We start from the raw sequence: 19826 nt of genomic DNA, 5'->3' as shown, positions 1-19826 counted from the left end.
CGCTTTACCTATTCCGGCCAGCTATTGGCCCGGATCAGCTCCACCAGATCCGCCCGCACGAAGGACGGATCGAAATGCGCGAGCACATCGGCATTCATGTTGCCGAACGTACTGTCCGGCCGGTGCCTATTGCCCTCGAAGAAGGCGTTCAGAATCCTGTTCTTGAAGTCGGGCCGCGGATGCGCGGCGGTTACCGCATCTAAATCTTTGGCAGACAGCGCATCCCGTGCTATACCGACCACGTCGGTTTCAACCCCAGCGGTAACGAGGGCCACCTCCGGGCTCAAGAACTCGGTAATCCCGGGCGTGGTGTGCAGCGCGATCGCCAGCCACACGTTCTGTGCCTCCTGGGCGCCTACCCCGCGTTCGGTCAGGAAGTCACGGGCCGCGTTCGCGCCGTCCACCTCGAAGCGCAGCTGCGAGTCCCGGAACCTCTCGGTAAGGCCGATGTCATGAAACATCGCACCGGCGTACAGCATCTCCGGATCGGGTTTCACACCGCGACGCTGACCCTGCAACGCACCCAGCAGATACACCCGGCGGGAGTGGTGAAACAGCAGATCGTCCTCGGTGTCGCGGATGTACTCGGTGATCTCGCGGACCAGCGGGGTATCCGGGATCTCGACTCCGGCAATCTCGGTCATGGCATCTCCTCATGTCTGGCGGAACTAGTCCGGCCGAACTCGGTCACCTACGAGTTTCTGGCGCAGACACTCGACAGTGGGAGATGCACAGCCGCCGTCGATCCCACAGATCCGGACATGTGCGCAGCCGCGCATCTGCCATCCTGTGGTCATGTCCGATGAGCGGCTCATCACCATCGTTGTGTTCGACGGCATGAAGCTGCTGGACCTGGCCGGTCCCGCCGAGGTGTTCGCCGAGGCCAACCGATTCGGCGCGAACTACCGGCTGGTGGTGGCCTCGGTCGACGGGCAGGACGTGGCGACATCCATCGGGTCACCGTTCTCGGTGACCGCGACAATCGACTCCATCGAGTCCACGGACACCGTATTGGTGGCGGGCGGGGATGTGCTGGTCGGGCGCCCAGTGGATCCCGCACTCGTGGATGCCCTGGCCCGAATGTCCGCGCGGTGCCGGCGTATCGCGTCCATCTGTACGGGCGCCTTCCTGCTCGCACCGGCCGGTGTCCTCGACCATCGTCGCGCCACCACGCATTGGCGTCATACCGGGTTGCTGCAGCGGGCGTTTCCGAACATCACCGTCGAGCCTGACGCGATCTTCGTCAGGGATGCACATGTTTACACCTCGGCCGGGGTGTCCGCGGGTATCGACCTGGCGCTGGCGCTCGTCGAGGACGACTACGGATCAGACATCGTGCGCGAGGTGGCGCGGTCACTGGTCGTCTATCTCAAACGCGCGGGCGGACAGTCCCAGTTCTCGGTCTTCGTGGAGTCGGCGCCGCCTGCAGGCTCGGCGCTGCGTCCGGTAACCGACGCTATCGCCGCCGACCCTGCCGACGATCACAGTGTCAACAAGTTGGCCGCGCGGGCGGCGCTGAGCACCCGCCAGCTCACCCGGCTCTTCCACACCGAATTAGGCACTACGCCAGCGCGATACGTGGAACTCGCCCGAATCGATGCGGCCCGCGGCGCCTTAGATGCAGGCAGCACCGTCGCCGAAGCCGCACGAATCGCTGGGTTCGGCAGCCCGGAGACGCTGCGGCGGGTATTCGTCAGCGAGCTGGGAGTCTCACCGAAGGCCTACCGCAACCGGTTCCTGACCACCGCACGCTAGTGCCCGCGCGCCACCCAATCGTCGTAGTGCACGATCTCGTCACCGATGGTGGTCGTATCGCCATGACCGGTGTAGACCACCGTATCGGCGGGAAGTGGACCAAGACGCCCAGAAATGGACCGCAAGATCGTCGGGAAATCGGAGAACGACCGCCCGGTGGCGCCCGGCCCGCCCTGGAACAGGGTGTCGCCCGAGAACACGGCCCGCAGCTCGGGCGAATACCAACATACCGAGCCCGGCGAATGACCCGGCGTGTGCAGGGCATGCAGTTCCAGTCCGCCGACGGCAAGCACCATGTCGTCCTCTACCGCACGGAAATCCTTGTCCGGATGAGTCATTCGCCACAGCACGTCGTCAGCCGGATGTAAAAGCACCGGCGCGTCCAGCGTGTGACTCAACTCAGGAGCGACGGTGATGTGGTCGTTGTGGCCATGGGTACACACCACCGCCACAACATTGCGCCCGGCGACCGCCTCGACGATCGGCTCCGCCGAATGGGCGGCGTCGAAGACCACCACATCGTCGCCCTCGCCAACGATCCAGATGTTGTTATCGACTTCCCAACTGCCACCATCGAGTTCGAAGGTTCCGCGGGTCACGACCCGCTCAATGCCACTCATCCGTCGACCTTTCGCATGGTTTCAGTATTGCGGATCGCCCCAGCACCGATCGATCGCACGCCATGGATCGGCGAAATGCCCACCCATCCCGCGGTACGGCGACTGGGATTTGAGCGCGGCCCACACTATGGGCGCTACCAATCGCAAGGGTGCGCGCCGCCACCCCACCGCGGCACTCGTCTGAGCATGCATCACGGGTAGCGAATGTCGCTGGAAGTCAAGGACTTGTTGAGAACGTTCGGTATCCATCCAATCGGTGACGAACCAGCTCCGATCATCGCCGGGATCGCCCGGGCGTCCCGCCGGAACGCCGCCGACAAGCCCCATCGCGGCCGCCGTTTCGGATGCAACGGCTGACTGCGTGGTGCGATGAGAGCTGTCGCCGCCGATCAGGAAGACCTCGCGTACCTGGCTCGTCGATACCGCGGCGCAAAAGGCCTGTGCAACATCGCGCACATCGACGGTCTGGATCCGGCCGTCCGACGGAAGCACCGCTTCAAACCGCAGCAAGTTGGGATCAATGCTCCACCGAGGCGCCGACGTCAAGACTCCGCCGAGCCGTAGCACAACCCATTCAAGTGCCGACGAAGTCACCAGCTTCTCGGCGGCAACCTTGTTGGCGCCGTAGAGATCACTCGGGTTGACCGGCGTCTGAGCGGTGAGCAGCCCCCTGTCACGATGCGGGTTTCGGGTGCCGTATACCGCGACGCTGGAGGCCAGAATGAAGCGCGGTGCCGATGCGAGCCCCGCGGCGGCGGCCACCAGATGCCCCGTCGCCTCGACGTTGACTGCCTGCGCCAACGCCCGATTCGCGTAACAGAACGGCGGAATCAGAGCCGCGAGGTGAACAACCGCCGCGGGCGCTACGGATTCGATCAATGCCGTGACCTCGGCGACGGATGTCAGGTCAGCCCAGTGCACCTGCACTCCGGATGGCAGACGCTCCGCGCTCCGCAGGTTCGCCGGTGTGCGCAGATCAGTGGCGGCCACGGCGTAACCCCGTGCCGCGAGGACATCCACAACAGCGGACCCCACCAGGCCGAACGCGCCGGTCACCAGAACACGATCACCGGTCACGCCAACCTCCAAATAGACAAGTGTCCAGCCCCTAAATGCTTGCGGCCGAGGCCATATATGCGACCTACCGCACCCACTATTGCCGAAAACCGGACACCTGTCCAGAATGGCCATGCGACGGCCCGGCGCTCCGGCGGATCGTTAGTGTTGGACCATGACAACAGCGTTTGTGTTGTCCGGTGGCGCCAGCCTCGGGTCGATACAAGTCGGCATGCTGCAGGCGCTGACGGAGGCGGGTGTCACTCCTGACCTGATCGTCGGCACGTCCGTGGGCGCCCTGAACGGCGGCTGGCTGGCCGCTCGCTCCGAGATGGCCGGCGTGAACGCACTCGCCGATCTGTGGCGTTCACTCTCACGCGGTGACGTCTTTCCCACCAACCTGTACACGGGGTTCCTGGGGTTTGTCGGTCGCCGGCGCAGCCTGGTTTCGGATTCGGGCCTGCGCCGGTTATTGCGAGAAAACCTGGAGTTTCACCGGCTCGAGGACGCGCCCATTCCCTTGCACGTAGTCGCGACGGACGTGCTCACCGGCAAAGACATTCTGCTGTCGCGCGGGAATCCGATCGACGCGATTGCCGCCAGTGCCGCTATCCCCGCCGTGCTGCCGCCGGTGACTATCGACGGGCGGGACTACATCGACGGCGGCGTCGTGAACAACACCCCTCTCTCCCACGCTGTTTCGCTAGGCGCCGACGAGATCTGGGTGCTACCCACCGGATACTCATGTGCTCTTCGCGAAGCTCCGAAAGGCGCGCTGGCCATGGCATTGCACGCCACCACGCTGGCCATCAACCAACGCCTGGCCGTGGACGTGGCCCGATTCGAGGGAACCGTCGACCTGCGGGTGGTTCCGCCGCTGTGTCCCGTCCGTATCTCACCGATTGACTTCTCGCATTCCGGTGAGCTCATCGACCGTGCACGCGCGCAGACCCTCCGATGGCTACTCATGCCGAGATTCAAGATCAATCAGGCGGATCTGCTGGAACATCAGCACGACTGAGCACACCGAGCTGCAATACTGACCGCGTGGTGCTCGACGACACCCCAGAGAAGGGCTCGCCCGCTTCCCGCAGCGGGCGTGAGCGGATCCAGAAACTGGCCCGCGCGGCACTCAACGCGGACGTCACCGTCGAGCAGCTCGACACCGTGCTCACCGACATGTCAGCCGTTCTCATCGACATGAACGACACACTTGGCGTCATCGGCGAGCTCACACCGCGCATGATGCTCGTCGTCGAGCGCATGGAGAACGTCATGACGCGCATCGAGCGAATCGTCGGGCTCGCGGAATCCGTGCTCACGCCGGTTACCGTCACCGAATCCGCCGTGCGCGGCGTCCTCGCGTCGTTCCAGAACGAGATCAAGCGGCGGCTGAGTCCGCCACGTTCCGGCGATTAACGACGTGCCCCCAGAAGCTCGGCGGTAGCGTCCCATAACCGGGTCTCACGAGCCCGGTCGACGGCCGAACCCGGAACCGAGGACGCCGAATGTCTTGCGCTGGCGATAGTGCTCGGCACGCAGTCGCTCGTCGAATAGCGGCGTCCTTAATCCAGAGTCTGCTCCCCGACCACGGCGAGCAGGCGCAGGCTCTCTAATGCCGACGACCCGGCGGGCGGGGTGAGTACCACTAACTGCTGGCCATCTGCCGTCGCGAGGACCTCACAGTCCAGCGTGATCGCGCCGACCCGGGTCAGAAATGTCTTGCGCTGCATGCGCCGTGCGGCTACCTCGTGCCGCTCCCACAGTCCGGCGAATTCGGGGCTGCGCTGCAGCAGGCTCTCGACAAGTTCACGCATGTCGGCGTCGGCGCGCCTGCGCCCCCAGGCCGCGCGTAAGTCGGCCACCAACGTGCGGCCATGCTCCTCGTGATCCTCCTCCGGCGCCAGCTCACGTATCCGGGGATCGGTAAACCACTGCCAGATCAGACTGGACTGCAACCCGGCCTCTCCGGTAACGAGGTCACCCGAGAGCAGCTTCGAAAGCTCGTTCTGCGCCAACATGATCCCTGTGTCCGAGCAGACCAACGCGGCGGCATCTCGCAACTGATCGAGCACGAAGAGCAGCGCCGGACGCACATGCAACGCGGCGCAGGCACGGTCCGGAGCCGTATGTCCGGCAAGCCGGTACAGATGATCGGTCTCGTCATCGGTGAGACGCAGGGTTCGCGCGAGAGCACGCAGCATCTGCTCGGACGGTTGGGCGCTGCGGGCCTGTTCCAGCCTGCCGTAGTAGTCGACCGACATCCCCGTAAGCTGCGCTACTTCCTCACGCCGCAAGCCCGCAGTCCGACGGCGTGAGCCGGCCGGCAACCCGACCTCCGCGGGTTGCACCGCCTCGCGGCGACGGCGCAGGAAGTCCGCCAGCGACTCTCGATCCATCGCCCTATTGTTGCCGGGTAACGGCGCGCCAGCCAGGGACTGGCAGTCCCTGGCTCGACGCACCGTGGTTGTTCTGCCTGATCCGGCCAACACTGGCAAGCATGATGACCAAGACAATCGGCACCCTGACCACTTCCGCGCTTGGCCTCGGCTGCATGGCCATGTCGGGCGCGTACGGGGTATCGGATCGCGACGAGGCCACTGCGACCGTGCACGCCGCTCTCGACGCCGGAATCACTCTGCTCGACACCGCCGACTTCTACGGCATGGGACACAACGAACTGCTGATCGCCGAGGCGCTGCGCTCAGTGCCCCGGGACCAGTACCAGCTCAGCGTGAAGTTCGGCGCACAACTCGGGCCCGATACCTCCTGGGCGGGGTTCGACGCGCGTCCCTGTGCAGTGAAGGCCGCCGTCGCCTACTCGCTGCAGCGCCTGGGCACTGACCACATCGACATCTACCGCCCCGCACGGCTGGATCCGGCCGTGCCTATCGAGGACACGATCGGTGCAATCGGTGAACTCGTCGATGCCGGATACGTGCGTCGAATCGGATTATCGGAAGTCGGCTCGGAGACCATCCGCCGAGCAGCCGCAGTCCGGCCCATCAACGACCTCCAGATCGAGTACTCCCTTGTATCCCGCGGTGTCGAGAACAACATCTTGAACACCTGCCGTGAGCTGGGAATCGGCGTCACCGCGTACGGTGTGTTGGCCCGCGGACTGATCAGCGGCCATTGGACTAAATCCAGTGGTGGGCAAGGCGATTTCCGAAAAGCGAGCCCCCGGTTCGCCGAGGACAACCTGGACCGCAACCTGGCATTGGTCGAGGCGTTGCGTTCGGTAGCGCAGGAACTTGACGTCACGGTGGCCCAAGCGGCGATCGCCTGGGTGGGGTCACGCGGCGCCGACATCGTGCCGCTGGTGGGCGCGCGTACCCGCACCCGGCTGGCCGAAGCCCTGGGAGCGGCAACTCTCGAGCTGACGGTCGATCAACTGGATCGGATCGAAGTCGCGGTGCCCGCAGCACAGGTAGCCGGCGACCGCTACCCCGCAGCACAGATGGCGGTGCTCGACTCCGAACGGTGAGCCGCCACGCGCTGACTAGAGTGACGCCATGGAGCTTTACGACGTCATGCGCACCACGTTCGCGGCACGTGAGTTCACCGGAGAACCTCTGTCCGACAAGGTATTAGACCGCATTCTGGAAAATGCCCGGTTCGCACCCAGCGGAGGAAACCGGCAGGCCGGTCACGTCATCGTGGTCCGGGACCAGCAGACCCGTGAAGGCCTCATCGCCGCGGCGCAGCCAGGAGCACGCCGCTACTTCGCGCAGATCATGGCCGGAGAATCGCCGTGGAATCCGGTAACCCCCACGCAGGTTGATCAGGAAACCATCGATGCGACCACCGTTCCCGCGTCGGTAGCCGAAACGCTGCGCACCGCGTCAGTCGTCCTCGTCGTGTGCGTAGACCTGCGGCTTGTCGCCGCGACGGATCAGGAGCTCAATCGCGTCGGAGTCATCAGCGGAGCATCGGTCTACCCGCTGGCATGGAACATCCTGCTGGCCGCGCGAGCAGAAGGCTTCGGCGGAACGCTCACCACCATGGCAGTCGCACAGGAGCCGAAAGTACGTGAGCTATTGGGTATTCCCGAAACGTATGCGGTGGCCGCGGTGTTACCCATCGGCAAGCCGATCAAGCAGCTGACCAGGCTGCGACGCAACGCCATCGAGGAATTCGTCACCCTCGAACGGTTCGACGGCGATCCCTATCGCCCCGAGCACAGCTGATCGGGTAGCCCGCAGGAGCCCGCGAATGTCACTCACGGCCACACGAATATTCGAGATCACACTGATTTCCCCGGGCAACCTGATGTTTGATCGAATGGACGTGCCAGTCAGCGATCTGAAACGAGCAACCCGTGAACGCACAGGACGAGCCGGACACCACATCGGATGAATCGGATACCGCGCTACCCGAGGAGCCGGGAGAGGACGCTCCCCCGGAGAGTGCTTCGGCCCTGATCACCACCAAGGGACTGGGCGTGGACGGTGAACATGGACCGCTCTTCTCCGATATCGACCTGGAACTCACCTCGGGGTTCCACGCCATTCAGATGCCCGGTGGACCCGGACAGCACACACTGCTACTGGCGCTGGCCGGGCGACTCAAGCCCAGCCACGGCACGGTCACCGTGATGGGTGACAGCGATCCGCGGGCGATCCGCCGACACTGTGCCATCGCTGCTTTCGCCGATATCGATGAGCTCGAAGAGACCGTGACGGTGCAGACTGTTCTCGCCGAGCAGGTGCGCTGGCTGGCACCGTGGTTCTCGCGGGTCCCTGCCGACACCGGACGCGACAAACTGGCCGAAGTATTCGGTGAGCTTCCCACCCCTTCGGCGGGCACGTACATCGTCGAACTCTCCGACCTCGACCTGTTCCTGCTGCGGATCACGCTGGCATTGCTCTCCGACCGGCCCATCCTGGTCATCGGCGACCTGGAACAGGTCCGCGACAACTCCCGCCGGGCCACGGCCGTCGAACGACTCGGTGCGCTCGCCGCGAACCGCACCATCGTTGTCGGGGTGACCAACCCCCTGGGTATCGACGCGCCCATCCACGACTTGCACGACCATCGCATCCTCACCGGGAGGGACTAGCCCATGCTCGCTGGACTCGCATTTGGTTCAGAAATAAAGCGTTTCGGCCGCAGCCGAATGACCCGCGCCGCGATCGTGGTCCTCATGCTGCTGCCGCTGGTATACGGCGCGCTGTATCTGTGGGCCTACTGGGACCCCTTCGGTCACGTCAACAAGATGCCCGTGGCCCTCGTCAACGCCGACAAGGGCGCCACTGTTTCCGGCCAGCAGGTGAACATCGGCGAGGAGATCTCCAAGAGCCTCACCGCTGACGGGAGCATGGACTGGCATGTCCTGAATCTCGATGAGGCGCGTGCCGGAGTTGACCACGGCAAGTACTACTTCATGTTGGAGCTACCGCCCGATTTCAGTGAGGCCATCGCCTCGCCACTGACCGGTCAGCCCAAGCAGGCCAATCTGGTCGCCGTTTACAACGATGCCAACAATTACATCTCCTCGAGCATCGGCCGCACCGCAATCGACCAGGTGCTCAATGCCGTCTCGACCCGCATATCCGGCCAGGCCGTCAATCAGGTTCTGTCCGTCGTGGTCTCCTCCGGCGCGGGTATCCAGCAGGCCGCCGACGGCGCCCAGAAACTCGCAGACGGCGCGGCCAAGGTCGACGACGGTGCCGGGCAGCTCGCCAACGGGCTGCACACGGCCCGACCCGGATCAGCACAACTGGCCACCGGCGCCAAGCAGCTCTCCGACGGCATCAACCAGGCAACCGATCCCCTGCTGACCGTCAGCAAGGCGGTCGCGAACATCGGCGGCAGCACCGACAAGCTTCAGCAGGGCACCGACGCGCTCCGGCAGGCCAATGATCAGATCGACGGCATCGCCAAGGCGCAGGACAGCGCCGCCAACGCACTCACCCCGGTGATCGACCAGCTGGCCGGACGCCAGGACCCGGCGGCGAACACGTTGCGCGGGATACAGGATCAGTTACGCGAGCATCAGTTCACACCCCAGGTTCGCCAGCAGCTGACCGACGCGGAGAACGCCTCGATCGCAATGACCGAGACGCTGCGCGGACCCGGCAGCCCGCTGAAGTCTGCGCTCGATCAGGTCGGCGGCAAGGGCCAGGAACTCACCAACAAGCTCACCCAGCTGCGTAACGGCGCGCAGCAGCTGGCCACCGGGAACGCGCAACTGTCCAGTGGTATCGCCCAAATGGACGACGGTGCGCAACAACTGAAATCGGGTACCGCACAGCTGCGTTCCGGCTCGGCCGAACTGGCGACCAAGCTCGCCGAAGGCGCCAAGCAGGTGCCCAACTGGAGTGCCCAGCAGAAGGACGCCATCGCCGACACCATCGGCGGTCCGGTGCATCTGGAGACCTCGCATGAGAACGCCGCACCCAACTTCGGGACCGGCATGGCGCCGTTCTTCGTCACGCTGGCGTTGTTCTTCGGCGCATTGGTGCTGTGGATGATATTGCGGCCCTTGCAGACTCGTGCGATTGCGGCGGAGGTTCTGCCGATTCGGGTGGCCCTCTCCAGCTATCTGCCCGCCGCCACCATCGGAATCTTCCAGGCGATCATCCTGTACTGCGTGGTGCGATTCGCGCTCGGAATGCACGCCGCGCACCCCGTCGCGATGCTCGCGTTTATGGTGCTGGTCTCATTCGCGTTCGTTGCCGCTACCCAGGCTATCAACGCGCTGGTGGGTCCGGCTGTCGGGCGGGTGCTGCTCATGGCCCTACTCATGTTGCAGCTGGTCAGCGCGGGCGGCATGTATCCGGTGGAGACCACCTCGAGACCCTTCCAAGTGCTGCACAAATACGATCCGATGACCTACGGCGTCGACGGACTACGTCAACTGATTCTGGGCGGCATCGATGGCAGGTTGTGGCAGTCGGTGATCACACTGCTCTGTATCGCACTGGGCGGGCTCCTGATCACCAGCCTGTCGGCCCGGCGTAATCAACTCTGGAATCTGACGCGGCTGCTGCCGTCGATCAAGATGTAGCACGCTCCACCGTGGTGGCCTTGCGTCGCGAACGTGACATGGCCACTCGGCGCTCTCGCGTTGTCATCGCACCCCAAACACCGTGTGGTTCATCGGTTCTCATGGCGTATGCCGCGCACGGCCTGCGTACCGGACACTCGTTGCAGATCTGTTTCGCCTGCACCTCGTATTGCTTTCGCAAGGCTCCACGCTGAGTTTCGGCGTAGTAGAAGATATCCGTCGACATTCCACGACAGACCGCTTTGACCTGCCACTCCAATTCATCCAAACCCGGTTCCAGGCCGCGAAACTTTGGTCGTGTCACGGCCGTGCCCCAAACCGCCCGAAAGCATTCCGGCGCGTCGATGCCATCCGCATCCACCGAGTCTGGAGCCCCTGACCGCCGGAATGCGATAGCCAGTTTGGACAATGTGCGCCGCGGAATTGTCCCGACTGGCTCTAGGATTCGCCGGCGCCAATCGCTACTGTGCGCGTCCGCTGCGCCAATCCATCTCGGCGGGCAGGTGTGGCGACAGTCCAGGCGGCGATTGTGCTCGCCGCCGCGGTGCCCAAACAAATCGCGGCATACCAAAGACTGCCGATCGGATCGCCGGCGCCGGTCACGCCATGGTCCGCCCCGAAGTAGCCGGGCAGCGCCGTCACCCACAGCACCGTCATCACCACCAGGTAGAACCCCGCATAGATCAGGATGGCCGGATGCGTGGTGTAACCGTCCGCGCCGGCGCGCCGAACACCGCGCCACTGTCTGATCAGCACAGGCACCGCCACTGCCACGACGGCGATCAGCTCCAGGACATAGATGACACCCACCACGGTGGTGCTGCCCGATACCGCACCGGCGATGGTTGCCGGCAGCGGTAAGACCGCGGTACCGATCGATGCCAGCACGCCGATAACCACCGTGCGCCAGATGATCTGACCGCCCGTGAAGGATCGTCCGGCGTCCACATGCCGACCCACGAACAACTGGGCGCAGAACGCCAGCGACATCGGCCACAGTGCGGCAAAGACGACCACGCTGCCCATCGGGACCGAGTCGAAGAATGGCTTGTTCAGCGGATTGTCCAGAGTCCATTCCCACCAGCGCAATTGCGGGCCGAGGTGGTCGAATACCTCATAGAACGCGTGGTGCACCGTACCGACGCAAGCTGCTCCGATCAGGACGCCGTAGCGGCGGAAGACGCCCAGTGTCCTGACGATCTCGAAGGCTACGGTGGCCATCATCGGGTAGATGGCGATGATGTACAGGGGCAACCGGCCCCACAAGAAGTCGACAGTAAAAACGTTGTGCGCGAACATCGTGTCCACGTGCTCGCTGATACCGAACGGCCCGGGGAAGTACAGCGGCGGTTCGATGATCAGCAGGTATGCGATCGCTCCGAACCACACGACGATGTTTGTTGGATCGTTGTGGCGGCGGAGCCGAATGATCGCGTAGACCAGCGCCAACACCGCCCCAGCGATTACGGTCAGCTCCAGGATCGGCAGCGTCCAGTTCTCCAGTGAGAACGGACTGCGGAAGGCGACGATCCCTCCCGCGGTGTCGCACGAGAATCCCAGGCGCGCTGCCAGATCGGCGAATGTGGGGGCACACAGATCAGACACGTTCAGACTCCCACCTGTGCCGCCGGATCAGCCGTGTACCACTGTGTGACTTCATAGCCGGCCTCATATCGCGCGAACCACTCGTCGGCCAGGGCCGGCAACTTCTCGTGCGCTGGATTGTGCCCCGGGATCTGACTGCGCACCGCGCCCGACATCGCAACCATCACCTCACGCACCGGCAAGCTACTGAACGCGTTCTCGATGGGGCCGTCATACGGTGCGTTTACAAACGGAAGCCGTTGCAGCAGAGACTTCTTCCGCGCCTGCATGCCGAACATCGACAGCGCGTCCACCTTACGATCCTCGAGAGGGACATGCTTGTTGAAGCCCTCGCAGGCGATGCGCAACACCGACCAGACATGCCTGAAGATCGACGGCGCCACGCGCATGCGGTACCAGGGATCGTCGGCCACCGCGTCATAGATGATCAGCGCCGAGCTGCGATGTTCCACCTCTTCGACGAAGTGCCACAGGAACAGCGAGGCGACGCGATCATCGCCCGGCGCGAACAGGGTGTCGTCGTGATCCAGCATCAGTTTGAAGACCGGGGTGAACGTCGCCTCCAGGTCGGCGGTGTACGCCAACCGATACTTCAGCGGCTTGTTCGCGGTCAGTTCGTCGAAGGCGGCGACTACCTCATCCAGGGTCTCCTTGAGGCCCGGGTAGCTCTTGATCAGACCCTTGGCGTGCTGGCGATGACCCATGGAGTGCTGTCCCTCTTGCCGAACGAAGGCCTCGGCCTCCTCGGCGATCGCCGGATCGGCGATCAGCGGCATGGCCTCGGGAATCATCTGCCCGATCATCTTCTCGAATGCGATCGCGAGGAAGGAGACCGCGTTGGCCATGCTCGAAAAGGCCGGGTTGGACTCGTTCCACAGGAACGGAACGTGATGGTCGGCGAACGCAAACCGCAACTTGCGCACGATGAGTTCCGTCATGACAGGCACCTCGCTTAGAACATACAATCAGACACTTATTTGTTGTTCTGTATGATTACTGGATCGAGCGGGCGGTGTCAACGGTCGATATGCTGCGTAGATGCGGGCGGCCAGGGGACTTCACGATGGCGCGTAGACGGGGATGGGACGGTCAACCACCGAACAGCGACGTCGAGGCATCCGATCGGATAGTGGCCGCAGCCGTGAAGCTGATCGGCGAGACAGGTTCAGCGGTAAGCCTGGCCGATGTCGCGGCTGAGCTCGGCGTCATCCGGCAGACGGTCTACCGGTACTTCCCGACGGCTGACGCACTCATGCACGCGGCCTCCATCGCGTCGGTGGACAGCTTCCTGGACCGGCTGACGGGGGTCGTGCGCGGCATCACCGATCCCGCCGAAGCACTCACCGAGGGTGTGCTCTACACCTTGGAAGAGGTCACTCGCACACCACATTTGGCCATCATGATGTCCGAACCGTACGCACACTCACACACCAGCGATATGACCTCGGACGAGGCACAGGCGTTCGGCCTGCGCATGCTCGGCCGATTCGACGTCGAATGGGATCAGTATGGGTACGACGACGATGCCAAACGCGGACTCGTCGAGTTCGCCCTACGAATCATGTTGTCGTTCTTCGTCTCCCCCAATGAAGCCACGCGTTCCCGCGACGAACTGCGCAGCTTTCTCAGGCGCTGGCTCGGCGGAGCCATCTTGGCCCAGCGCCCCAATTAATCACCAATTCCGTTTGAATTAATCGCTTCTATCGCCTTTCATAATTAGTCGAGTGGTCCTACCTTGACGTTATGAAGCCGATCAATCGACGCACCGTCCTCGGCGGTGCCGGAGTGGCGGGGGTCGCAGCCGTCGCCGGCGCAGGGGCCGACCGGGCTCTGTCTTCTCCCCGCTCCCGTGACGACGTAAAGGATCAGACCGTGACCGATGACGCCGCCCGCTTCGGCGATCCCCGCCTCCCCGCCGAGCTGAACACCGCACAACCACACCTGTTTCACCTTGGCGCGCTGGCGCCGCAGACCTTCGACGGGGGCGATCTGCGGCAGGCTCACGAGGGCAATTTCCCTATCCTCACCGGGCAGCAGGCCAGCATCGTCATGGTGACCTTGCAGCCCGGCGGAATACGGGAACCCCACTGGCATCCCAGTGCCTGGGAGATCAACGTCATCACCAGCGGTGTGGCCAAGTGGACATTGCTGGACCCGGAGGGACACAGTGAAACCTTCGACGCGCACGTCGGCGATGTCGTCTTCGCGCCTCAAGGATCGCTGCACTATTTCGAGAACAAGGGCACCGAGGACCTCAAGCTGCTGATCGTGTTCAACGCCAGCACCGCGGAAGGCAAGGATGACATTGGCATTGGCGCGTCGATCAGCAAGCTGCCGCCTGATGTCCTCGCCGCGATATTCGGTGTACCGACGGAAACCTTCGCATCATTCAAAAAGATCGATGAGTCCGTCACCATCCTGCGCAGGCCTAACCGGTGATGTGCGCGCGGAATCGGCGCTCCAACCCGCGATTCACCACGAGTCCGAGAATCGCACCATAGGGCCGGCGCAAAATCCCGGAAGCACCTGGGCCCCGCTATCCTGTGGCCCAGCTGATGTCAACGACTCCCCGAACTCGTCTTTCCGTGGCAGCCCGCCGCGACGAACTGCTGCGGGTGGGCTCGGTACTCTTCGCCACCCGCCCCTATGACGAGGTCTGGATCGAGCACGTCGCCCGAGAAGCGGGCGTATCGTCCGCCCTGATCTACCACTACTTCGGCAACAAGAAGACCTTCGTCGGCGAGATTGTCCGCCGCGATTCCGAGTCATTTCTGCGGGCGATCACGGTCGACACCGCACTGCCGCCGTACGAGCAGTTCCTTACCTCGCTCGACGCCTACCTCGACCACATCGAGCAGCATCCGCACGCGTACATCGCGATGACCCGCGGACTGGCCAGCACCGACCCGGAGGTCCGGGAGATCCTCGACAGCAACCGCGCGGTGGTAACGGAACACACGCTCAAGAGGATCGTTTCGGGAACGCCCACGCCCGCCCAACGCATGATCGCGCGCGCCTGGGTCGTCTACATCGTCGACATGTGCATGGCGTGGCTGTTCGACAGCATCGTCGACCGCGCCGAGCTACGCGATCTGCTGATCCGTTCCTACGACGCGCTCAGCGGCGTCATCACGGACATCGGAAGCGCTTAGCGCACAATGTGGTTCGCTTGCCGGTAAGGTAGAGCCCCATTGCTCGTTCACTACCACTAGCCTTACTTCCCGGACAGCGGTCGGTGCGCGTTATGGAGGAGAAGGTGGCCACACCCCGACGCCGGCGTGTGTCCCTGAAGTTCCGGCGCGCCTTGGTTCTCACTCACCGCTGGATCGGCCTCATCGGTGGACTCCTCGTGGTGATCATCAGCACCAGCGGCGCCATACTCGTGTACCAGCCGGAGCTGGTCCGGGCACTGCACCCCGAGATCTTCCGCACCACATCCGCAGCCGAACCGGTCGGATTCACGCGGGCGATCACCGAGGTCCAATCGCACTACCCCGAAATCCAGCTTGCGAGTGCTTCTCTCAAGGACGGTGTGTATCTACTAAACGCCTCCGGCACACATGACACATTCTTCGTCGACGCGGGCACCGGCCTCCTCAACGGCCGAATCGATCTCGGCGCGGGAGTGCTGGGATTCCTGGTCAACATGCACGACTGCGGATTCACCTGCGAGGGCTACAGCGGCTATCTGCCCATCCTGACTCAGCCTTCCCCGCTCGCGCAGCTCAACGCCTTCGCCGGAATGTCCTGGGGGTCCGCACTACTCGCCCTGGCGGCCCTTATCCTGCTCCTCCTGGTGGTTCCCGCGCCGTACATCTGGTGGAAGGCAATTCGTAAGTTACGCAACGCCTTACGTGTGCGATGGGCCTCCGGGCGGTTCGCCCGTGATTTCGACCTGCACGCCATGATCGGCATCGTCGCCACGGCGCCGTTGATCGTATGGGGGCTGACCGGAATGCAATTCGAGGCCCCCGGGCTGACCACCCTCTGGTACTCCCTCACTGGAGGGCACGCCTCCGAGCGCACGTTCACGGGAGGCACCGGCGGCCAGAACATCACCGTGGAACGCGCCATGGACGCCGCCGCGAGCCAGTTCCCGGGGTCCGAGGTGACCTGGATCGGGCTCCCGGATGACGACAATGCGTTCTACACCGTGGATCTCCTGGATCCCGGCGAACCGGATTTGCGGGCGCACAGCCTCAACTACCACGGCAACCGCTCTGTCGGGGTAGACGCCCACGACGCCGGCCACGTGCAGATCCTCCGCGACAAACCTGCCACCGCGTCGAACGCCATCGCCGACGAATGGGCCGGGCCCGCAGCACATTTTGGACTTGCCGTAAACGGCTACTGGCGCTCAATCTGGTTCGTTCTCGGCATGGCTCCACTACTGCTCGGACTCACCGGCCTGAGCACCTGGCATTGGCGGCGCCGGGCCCGCTTGCGTGCGCGACTCAGGAACGCACCGGCTCCCGGCGGGGACGCGAAAGCACCCGCGTTGGCCACCAGAACCACGTCCCCAGTAGCCGAACGAGGGCCGGGACGATGAAGGAGCGCACGATCAGCGTGTCGAGCAGCAGCCCGATGCACACGGTGGTGCCCACCTGGCCGATGGTTCGCAGATCACTGGAAAGCATCGCCAGCATCGTGAAGGCGAACACCAAACCCGCGGAGGTGACAACGCCTCCCGTACTTCCCAGCGCACGGATGAGTCCGGTGTTCAATCCGGCATGGGTCTCTTCTTTGAGCCGGGCGATCAGCAGCAGGTTGTAGTCCGATCCCACTGCCACCAAGATGATGAACGTCAGCGGCAGGATCAACCAGTGCAAGGGCAGACCGACGAGATGCTGCCAAATGAGTACCGAAAGCCCGAACGCGCCCGCGAACGAGAAGGCCACCGTGCCGATGATGACGAACGGCGCCACCAGACTTCGGGTGATGACCATCATGATCAAGAAAATCAGCGTGAAGGCCGCGATCGCCGCGATGAGCAGATCCGATGCGGCGTACTCCTTGATGTCCTTGTTATTCGACCCCGCTCCGCCGATATAGACCTTTGACCCCGCCAACGAGGTTTCCTTCAGCGCCGTCGTAATGGCATCGGGGAACTCATTGACGTGTTCAATTCCTTCCGGCCCCATGGCATTGCCCATGTGCGTGACGATGAACCGGGCCGCTTTGCCATCCGGTGACATCATCAGCGCCATACCGGTTTTGATGTCCTCATTGTCGAAGGCTTCGTGCGGTATGTAGAAGAAGTCGTCGCTACGGGACGCGTCGAAGTCGTTACCGACATTGATCATGTCGTCGAATGTCTGGTCCGTGGCGGTGGACTGCAGATTCGTCTGGCCGTAGGTGTTGACGATGAGGGCTTGTAGCGCTTCCTGGTCGTTGGCCGTGAGCTTCAACAGCGAAACCATCTGCGGCAACAACTGGTCGACGACCTCAAGGGAGCCCACCGCATCCTTGATGTCGGCGGCCAACTTGTCGATGCTGTCCAGCATGTCGAACAGCGATCGGAACGACAGGCACACCGGGATGTCGAAACAGTGCGGTTCCCAATAGAAGTAGTTGCGCAGCGGCCGCATGAAGTCGTCGAGGTTCGAGACCTTCTCGTTCATATCCTTGGTGACTTGCTGCATGTCCTCCATCGTCACGACGGTGTTGTGCATTTCATCCGCGAGCTTTTGCGTCAGGTCGATGGTCTGTCGCAAGACCGCCACCGAGTGCGCCATGATCTGGGCCTGCTTGTCGGTGTTGGCGTTCTGAGCCTTCGTGAAGGGCAGTTGCTGGCCGTTCCCGCTCCCCTGAGTGGTGAACAGGTACGGCAAAGAAGCATGTTCGAGCGCTCGTCCCATCGGCCTGGTGATGCTCTGCACCATGGCGACGCCGGGAAGCCGCACCAGGCTCTTGGAGACCCGGTCCAACGAGATGAAATCGGCCGAGTTACGCATGTCGTGATCCGATTCGACCATGAGCATCTCGGTGAACAACTTGCTCGGCGGGAAATGCCGGTCTGCCGCCGCAAAACCTTCCTTCGCGGGGGCATCGGACGGCTGATAGGCCCGATCGTCATAGCTCACCTGATAGGTGGGCACGAAGACCGCGCCCACGAGAACCGCTGCCGCACTTGCCACAAGGATCGGCTTGGGCCAACGCACCACACTGGCCCCGATACGCCGATACAGATGCGCCTTGGCCTTCTGCTTGGGATCGAAGAGCCCGAACAGGCTGCCCAGATGCAGCATGGCCGGCCCGAGGGTGAGCGCTGCTGCGATGGTCAAGAGCATGCCGATGGCGACCGCCGGGCCCATCGTGTGGAAGTAGTTGAGACGAGCGAAGCTCAGGCATAGACCAGCGCCCGCGATCGTCAGACCCGAGCCGATGATGACATGAGAAACGCCGCGGTACGCCGCATAGAAAGCGTCCTCCCGGCTCAATCCCGCGTTGCGCGCTTCGTGATAGCGCCCCAGCAAGAAGATGCCGTAGTCGGTGCCCGCGCCCAGCGTCAGCGAAATGACGATATTGACGGCGAATGAGGACAGCTCGATATATCCGAAATGTCCGAGGGTCGCGACAACTCCTCTGGCGACCAGCATCTCGACCAGAACTCCGAACAACGGCACCAGCATCGTGGTGACCGACCGGTACACCATGAGCAGCATGAAGATGATGAGGAAGATCGTGACGATCGTGATGTTGTTCAGGCTCGAGTTCGCGACGCTCAACGTGTCCGAGGCCAGCGGTGCCGCACCACTGACATAGACCTTGAGTCCCGGTGGCGGAGTGTCCTTATCGATCAGGTCCTTGACCGCGTCAACGGACTTGTTCGCCTGCATCTGGCCGATATCGCCGGCCAGACGTAGCAATACGAACGCAGACTTGCCATCGAGACTCTGAGCCCCGGCTGCCGTGATCGGCTTTCCCCAGGTGTCCATCACGTACTGCACATGCTCGGTGTCGTTCTTGAGCCGGCGCACCAACTCGTCGTAATAGTCGTGATCAGCGGCGCCGAGTGGCCGATCGGCCTCCAGCACAAGCATGGTCAGGCTGGTGGACGTCGACTCGTGAAACTTCTCCCCGATTTGCAGCATCGCCCGCTGCGACGGCGCGTAGTGCGGGATCATCGGACCGGCGAGCTCGGCGGCAACGTCTTCCACGTGCGGCACGAACGTATTCGTCGTCACCGCGACAATGGCCCAGAAGACGATGATCGGCACCGCCAGGATGCGAACCATCCTGGGAACGAAGGGCCTCTTCACCCGGTGCTCGCTCATGCGGACTTCACCCTGCACATGACGTTCGCGTCGGCATGGTCATCGGACATCTCGTCGCGGACAACGTCATTCACCCGTATCCGGCAACCGACCTGCCCCCCACGCACCTGCACCGAAATGCTGCCCGAAACCACGGTGAGAGTCGTCGTCTCCGTGTGTGACCACGGCAGCGCGGTCACGTCCACCTGGTGCGGATGACCATCGATATCGACATAACTCAGCATCCCGCCATTCCCGACCGTGCCGAAGACCTCGTAAGTGAGCGTCTTGGGCGTGAACTCCGGTGGCGCCTGCGGCGGATTGACGGTGAGCACCGGTCCGGGAGCGGACAGTTCGTGCACCTTCAGCATCGAGCCACCGGCCACTCCCAGCGCGATGACGGCGACGAGCGGCATCCAGGCGCGTGCCAGGACCGTCCTGCCAACCGAACGTCGGCTCACCCGACCACCCTCCCGGACCTCGCGCCGCGTGCATGTCAATGAAGCTGACATAAGTACGGTC

Annotated in this window: 20 protein-coding genes; 11 read left to right on the top strand and 9 right to left on the bottom strand. The window is 63.4% G+C overall.

Going from position 1 to position 19826, the window contains the following annotated elements; translation table 11 throughout:
* Positions 1-8: 8 nt before the first annotated feature.
* Complete coding sequence (locus tag AOT83_RS07015; protein ID WP_057964608.1) at positions 9-644, bottom strand: HD domain-containing protein; 636 nt, start codon at positions 642-644, stop codon at positions 9-11.
* Positions 645-795: 151 nt separating this feature from the next.
* On the opposite strand from AOT83_RS07015, the gene AOT83_RS07010 reads away from it, so the two are divergent.
* The gene (locus AOT83_RS07010) at positions 796-1755 is read left to right on the top strand and encodes a DJ-1/PfpI family protein (RefSeq protein WP_057964607.1); all 960 of its coding nucleotides are present in this window, start codon (positions 796-798) and stop codon (positions 1753-1755) included.
* On the opposite strand, the gene AOT83_RS07005 is transcribed toward AOT83_RS07010, so the two are convergent.
* Positions 1752-2375, bottom strand: a complete 624-nt coding sequence (locus AOT83_RS07005; protein ID WP_057964606.1) for an MBL fold metallo-hydrolase — start codon at positions 2373-2375, stop codon at positions 1752-1754. The two genes, AOT83_RS07010 and AOT83_RS07005, sit on opposite strands and share 4 nt — an antisense overlap.
* A gap of 21 nt (positions 2376-2396) precedes the next feature.
* Positions 2397-3452, bottom strand: a complete 1056-nt coding sequence (locus AOT83_RS07000) for an NAD(P)-dependent oxidoreductase (protein ID WP_057964605.1) — start codon at positions 3450-3452, stop codon at positions 2397-2399.
* A 154-nt stretch (positions 3453-3606) separates the two neighbouring features.
* Between AOT83_RS07000 and AOT83_RS06995 the strand changes: the two genes are divergently transcribed.
* On the top strand, positions 3607-4452 hold the full coding sequence (locus tag AOT83_RS06995; RefSeq protein WP_057964604.1) for a patatin-like phospholipase family protein: 846 nt from the start codon (positions 3607-3609) through the stop codon (positions 4450-4452).
* A 26-nt stretch (positions 4453-4478) separates the two neighbouring features.
* Entirely contained in the window at positions 4479-4850 is a 372-nt protein-coding gene (locus AOT83_RS06990) for an ATPase (RefSeq protein ID WP_232783271.1), read from the top strand.
* Between the two features lie 146 nt (positions 4851-4996).
* Here the strand turns inward: AOT83_RS06990 and AOT83_RS06985 are convergent, their stop codons facing one another.
* Positions 4997-5830 (bottom strand): helix-turn-helix transcriptional regulator, encoded by an 834-nt coding sequence (locus AOT83_RS06985; RefSeq protein WP_057964603.1) that lies wholly within the window; start codon positions 5828-5830, stop codon positions 4997-4999.
* A gap of 101 nt (positions 5831-5931) precedes the next feature.
* Between AOT83_RS06985 and AOT83_RS06980 the strand changes: the two genes are divergently transcribed.
* The 4 genes from AOT83_RS06980 (at position 5932) to AOT83_RS06965 (ending at position 10443) form a co-directional block, all read left to right on the top strand.
* Positions 5932-6918: an aldo/keto reductase gene (locus AOT83_RS06980; protein ID WP_057964602.1), complete on the top strand. Its 987-nt coding sequence runs from the start codon at positions 5932-5934 to the stop codon at positions 6916-6918.
* 28 nt (positions 6919-6946) lie between these two features.
* On the top strand, positions 6947-7621 hold the full coding sequence (locus tag AOT83_RS06975) for a nitroreductase family protein (RefSeq protein ID WP_030097593.1): 675 nt from the start codon (positions 6947-6949) through the stop codon (positions 7619-7621).
* Positions 7622-7752: 131 nt separating this feature from the next.
* Positions 7753-8493: a hypothetical protein gene (locus tag AOT83_RS06970; RefSeq protein WP_030097594.1), complete on the top strand. Its 741-nt coding sequence runs from the start codon at positions 7753-7755 to the stop codon at positions 8491-8493.
* A 3-nt stretch (positions 8494-8496) separates the two neighbouring features.
* Positions 8497-10443, top strand: coding sequence for a YhgE/Pip domain-containing protein (locus AOT83_RS06965; RefSeq protein ID WP_057964601.1), 1947 nt, complete (start codon positions 8497-8499; stop codon positions 10441-10443).
* Here AOT83_RS06965 and AOT83_RS28415 read toward each other — a convergent pair.
* The 3 genes from AOT83_RS28415 to AOT83_RS06955 are packed head-to-tail and all read right to left on the bottom strand — an operon-like array spanning position 10433 to position 12986.
* Positions 10433-10843: a WhiB family transcriptional regulator gene (locus tag AOT83_RS28415; protein ID WP_078284751.1), complete on the bottom strand. Its 411-nt coding sequence runs from the start codon at positions 10841-10843 to the stop codon at positions 10433-10435. The genes AOT83_RS06965 and AOT83_RS28415 overlap by 11 nt on opposite strands.
* A 38-nt stretch (positions 10844-10881) precedes the next feature.
* Complete coding sequence (locus AOT83_RS06960) at positions 10882-12048, bottom strand: hypothetical protein (protein ID WP_057964600.1); 1167 nt, start codon at positions 12046-12048, stop codon at positions 10882-10884.
* A gap of 2 nt (positions 12049-12050) precedes the next feature.
* Positions 12051-12986: a metal-dependent hydrolase gene (locus AOT83_RS06955; RefSeq protein ID WP_057964599.1), complete on the bottom strand. Its 936-nt coding sequence runs from the start codon at positions 12984-12986 to the stop codon at positions 12051-12053.
* A gap of 125 nt (positions 12987-13111) precedes the next feature.
* Between AOT83_RS06955 and AOT83_RS06950 the strand changes: the two genes are divergently transcribed.
* From AOT83_RS06950 to AOT83_RS06935, 4 genes are all read left to right on the top strand, one after another.
* The gene (locus AOT83_RS06950) at positions 13112-13720 is read left to right on the top strand and encodes a TetR/AcrR family transcriptional regulator (RefSeq protein ID WP_030097597.1); all 609 of its coding nucleotides are present in this window, start codon (positions 13112-13114) and stop codon (positions 13718-13720) included.
* Between the two features lie 71 nt (positions 13721-13791).
* Positions 13792-14487, top strand: a complete 696-nt coding sequence (locus AOT83_RS06945; RefSeq protein ID WP_030097598.1) for a cupin domain-containing protein — start codon at positions 13792-13794, stop codon at positions 14485-14487.
* Between the two features lie 116 nt (positions 14488-14603).
* Positions 14604-15200 (top strand): TetR/AcrR family transcriptional regulator, encoded by a 597-nt coding sequence (locus AOT83_RS06940; RefSeq protein WP_070943293.1) that lies wholly within the window; start codon positions 14604-14606, stop codon positions 15198-15200.
* A gap of 128 nt (positions 15201-15328) precedes the next feature.
* Entirely contained in the window at positions 15329-16597 is a 1269-nt protein-coding gene (locus AOT83_RS06935) for a PepSY-associated TM helix domain-containing protein (RefSeq protein WP_057964649.1), read from the top strand.
* On the opposite strand, the gene AOT83_RS06930 is transcribed toward AOT83_RS06935, so the two are convergent.
* Together AOT83_RS06930 and AOT83_RS06925 are read right to left on the bottom strand one after the other, a co-directional pair.
* A complete protein-coding gene (locus tag AOT83_RS06930) occupies positions 16503-19286 on the bottom strand; it encodes an RND family transporter (RefSeq protein WP_046255324.1) in 2784 nt (927 codons plus the stop codon). The genes AOT83_RS06935 and AOT83_RS06930 overlap by 95 nt on opposite strands.
* A 35-nt stretch (positions 19287-19321) precedes the next feature.
* Complete coding sequence (locus AOT83_RS06925) at positions 19322-19720, bottom strand: MmpS family transport accessory protein (protein ID WP_030097602.1); 399 nt, start codon at positions 19718-19720, stop codon at positions 19322-19324.
* Between the last annotated feature and the right edge of the window lie 106 nt (positions 19721-19826).

Origin of the sequence: Mycobacteroides sp. H001 (assembly GCF_001440005.1) — a bacterium.
GTDB lineage: Bacteria > Actinomycetota > Actinomycetes > Mycobacteriales > Mycobacteriaceae > Mycobacterium > Mycobacterium gwanakae.
The sequence above is the reverse complement of the archived record's forward strand: the minus strand, read 5'-3'. Positions and strand labels throughout refer to the sequence as shown.

Excerpts from the sequence above, each read along its gene's own strand:
- AOT83_RS07010 (WP_057964607.1), top strand. The coding sequence starts at position 796 with ATGTCCGATGAGCGGCTCATCACCATCGTTGTGTTCGACGGCATGAAG.
- AOT83_RS06925 (WP_030097602.1), bottom strand. The coding sequence starts at position 19,720 with ATGCCGCTCGTCGCCGTCATCGCGCTGGGAGTGGCCGGTGGCTCGATG.
- AOT83_RS06945 (WP_030097598.1), top strand. The coding sequence starts at position 13,792 with ATGAAGCCGATCAATCGACGCACCGTCCTCGGCGGTGCCGGAGTGGCG.
- AOT83_RS06950 (WP_030097597.1), top strand. The coding sequence starts at position 13,112 with ATGGCGCGTAGACGGGGATGGGACGGTCAACCACCGAACAGCGACGTC.
- AOT83_RS06965 (WP_057964601.1), top strand. The coding sequence starts at position 8,497 with ATGCTCGCTGGACTCGCATTTGGTTCAGAAATAAAGCGTTTCGGCCGC.
- AOT83_RS06955 (WP_057964599.1), bottom strand. The coding sequence starts at position 12,986 with ATGACGGAACTCATCGTGCGCAAGTTGCGGTTTGCGTTCGCCGACCAT.
- AOT83_RS06985 (WP_057964603.1), bottom strand. The coding sequence starts at position 5,830 with ATGGATCGAGAGTCGCTGGCGGACTTCCTGCGCCGTCGCCGCGAGGCG.
- AOT83_RS07005 (WP_057964606.1), bottom strand. The coding sequence starts at position 2,375 with ATGAGTGGCATTGAGCGGGTCGTGACCCGCGGAACCTTCGAACTCGAT.
- AOT83_RS06940 (WP_070943293.1), top strand. The coding sequence starts at position 14,604 with ATGTCAACGACTCCCCGAACTCGTCTTTCCGTGGCAGCCCGCCGCGAC.
- AOT83_RS06930 (WP_046255324.1), bottom strand. The coding sequence starts at position 19,286 with ATGGTTCGCATCCTGGCGGTGCCGATCATCGTCTTCTGGGCCATTGTC.
- AOT83_RS06995 (WP_057964604.1), top strand. The coding sequence starts at position 3,607 with ATGACAACAGCGTTTGTGTTGTCCGGTGGCGCCAGCCTCGGGTCGATA.
- AOT83_RS06975 (WP_030097593.1), top strand. The coding sequence starts at position 6,947 with ATGGAGCTTTACGACGTCATGCGCACCACGTTCGCGGCACGTGAGTTC.
- AOT83_RS06980 (WP_057964602.1), top strand. The coding sequence starts at position 5,932 with ATGATGACCAAGACAATCGGCACCCTGACCACTTCCGCGCTTGGCCTC.
- AOT83_RS07015 (WP_057964608.1), bottom strand. The coding sequence starts at position 644 with ATGACCGAGATTGCCGGAGTCGAGATCCCGGATACCCCGCTGGTCCGC.